This window comes from Mesorhizobium sp. WSM4808 (assembly GCF_055811675.1).
Window position 1 is genome coordinate 1 of the sequence record NZ_JBVVQX010000056.1, and the last position, 2315, is coordinate 2315.

General features: G+C 62.2%; 3 protein-coding genes. 1 reads left to right on the forward strand and 2 read right to left on the reverse strand.

What is annotated here, in order from left to right; genetic code table 11:
- Both tnpB and tnpA read right to left on the reverse strand, forming a co-directional pair.
- Positions 1 to 221: IS66 family insertion sequence element accessory protein TnpB (tnpB, locus tag AC0L2U_RS34600; RefSeq protein WP_473603686.1), on the reverse strand; the 221-nt coding region annotated here is incomplete at its 3' end.
- Positions 218 to 625, reverse strand: a complete 408-nt coding sequence (gene tnpA, locus AC0L2U_RS34605) for an IS66-like element accessory protein TnpA (protein WP_473603688.1) — start codon at positions 623 to 625, stop codon at positions 218 to 220. The genes tnpB and tnpA, both read right to left, overlap by 4 nt.
- Before the next feature lie 475 nt (positions 626 to 1100).
- On the opposite strand from tnpA, the gene AC0L2U_RS34610 reads away from it, so the two are divergent.
- Positions 1101 to 1886, forward strand: a complete 786-nt coding sequence (locus AC0L2U_RS34610; protein WP_473603689.1) for an SDR family NAD(P)-dependent oxidoreductase — start codon at positions 1101 to 1103, stop codon at positions 1884 to 1886.
- Positions 1887 to 2315: the final 429 nt, after the last annotated feature.

The window sequence follows — 2315 nt, forward strand, 5'->3', positions numbered from 1 at the left end:
CCCTGCTCCAAGCGCTTGGCGAACAGACACAGCCCACTTCCGTCCCAGGCCAGGATCTTCAACATGTCGCCGCGCTTCCCGCGGAACACAAACAGCGCCCCGGAGAAGGGATCGGTGGCCAGCACGTTCTGGACCTGGGCGGCCAAGCCATCCATCCCTTTGCGCATATCGCATGGCTGCGTCGCCAGATAGACCCGCACCCCAGACCCGGGCGCGATCATGCCGCCGCCTTCAGAGCCGACAGCACCCGCCGCAGCGCCGCCTCGCTGACCTCGGCGTCCACCCGCACGTGCACGCCGCCGAGCAGGACGATCTCAATCACACCGCGCTGTTCCGCCCCACCCGCCGCGGCTGGTGCAGCAGCTGGCACGCTGCTGATGACCTCGACCGGGATCAACTCCAGCGGCAAAGCCGTCGACGCCGGCGGGCGCATCTGCCGGCGCCACGTGAACAACAGGTTCGCATTGATGTCGTGCCGCCGCGCCACCAGCGACACAGACGACCCTGACTCACAGCTCTCGGCAACCAGCCGCTGCTTCTCTTCGAGAGTGTATGACTTGCGCCGGCGGGCGCGCGCCATCCCAGAAACTTGGCCAGCCACTGCATCCGTCGCGATCGTGTCCATTAAGCCTCGCTCGTGGACACTATCTTCAGCGTCCGGAGCCCGACCCCTATCCGATCCGATCCTCGCCACGGAAGGCGGTCGTCACCGGACGCTTACCCTGTTTGAGCAGGTCAGGCAGCATCAGCCGCTCCATCAAACCACCACAGCGAACACTATGCGCGCGAAGGCATCCGTCTCAGCGTATCGACGTCGGCCCACCAAGGCGGCGCCTGCACGGCCGTTGTGCAACCGCTTCACGCGCTTGATCGAGGCCAATGTGTTGGCCGCCAGCGGGGGGGCACGGCGACGACACCACCGCGCCGATCCTAGCCGGCGGCAAGACGGTCGCCGGCCGCATTCATGACCCGCCCTTCGCTTGCGTGGCTACACCGAAACTAATTGCGAGCTTGACGCTGTTAGCGAGCAGCATGCCAGGCACATCACGGGCGTTGCTGTTCCGATCGATGGCGGCTTCACGGCAGGATAGGAGGGATCTATGGGGAATCGACTTTCAGGCAAAGTCGCTGTCGTCACCGGCGGCAATCGAGGCATTGGGCGGGCGATTGCCGAGAGGCTCGCTGAAGAAGAGGCAGTTGTTGTCATCGGCGACTTGATTGACGAGCGCTCCCCTCCTGTCAGCAGCCTAGAGAGGCTCGCCATTTTGCCTCTTGATGTCACGAAGGAGACCTCGGTTCGTGCTTTCGTTGACGAGGTCCTGGAGAAGTACGGCAGGATCGATGTCCTGGTCAACAATGCTGGTATCGTCGTGCACAAGTCCATTGACGAGCAGACTGTCGACGATTGGGACCGCCTCATGGCGGTCAATCTCCGTGGTCCGTTTCTTATGGCCAAGTATGTGGCTCCGGAAATGAGACGCATTGGCTCGGGCGTCGAGGGCTTTATTGTCAACCCCTGGCATACAGCCTATGCCGCCACCAAGGCCGGCGTGCAAGGTCTCACGCTGGGCCTAGCGGTAGACCTTGGACCCGATGGTATACGCTGCAACACCGTGTGTCCTGGTTGGATCGATACCGATCTGAACCGCTCCTATGTCGAGTTCCACCCGGACCGAAGCTTGGTCGAGCGGGAATTGGCGGAACTCCACCCGGTCGGAAGGATAGGTTCTCCAAAGGACATAGCAAATGCGGTCCTTTGGCTGGCGAGCGACGAATCCAGTTTTGTTGCGGTGAAAATGATCGCTGTCGATGGCGCCCGAACCAAGAAGATATCCCTCCCGTCCATCTTGGACGAGGAGTATCGAGCCAAGCTGACGAAGCCATAGCGCTCAGCCCGAAAACGTTCACCCCAACGCGACTTCACACCTACTCGGTGTGGCCACTTCCAAATGCTGCCATACATAAGGTAATGCTGCCTCTGTCGGTGAGGTGGCTCGCCCTACACTGCGCGTGCGAGGGGGGCGCTCGGGCAGGCCAGTGCCGATCCTCACTGCGACAAGGACCCCGCCTCCAGCCCGACCCGCTCGATCCGCCAGCTCGGATCCTTGAGAACAGCGATGAGGTCGTCGGGATGGCTGACAACCTTTGCTTTCACGGCAAATCTCGCCGGTCTCGTCGATGAAGCGTTGAGACACTCAGCCGACGGAAAAATCGGGCTCTCCGAACATGCCATCTTCCGGCACGACCCCAAGGCCGGGGCCTTCCGGCAGTTTGATGTGGCCGCCCACGACCTTCACGCCCTTGGAGTCATACGT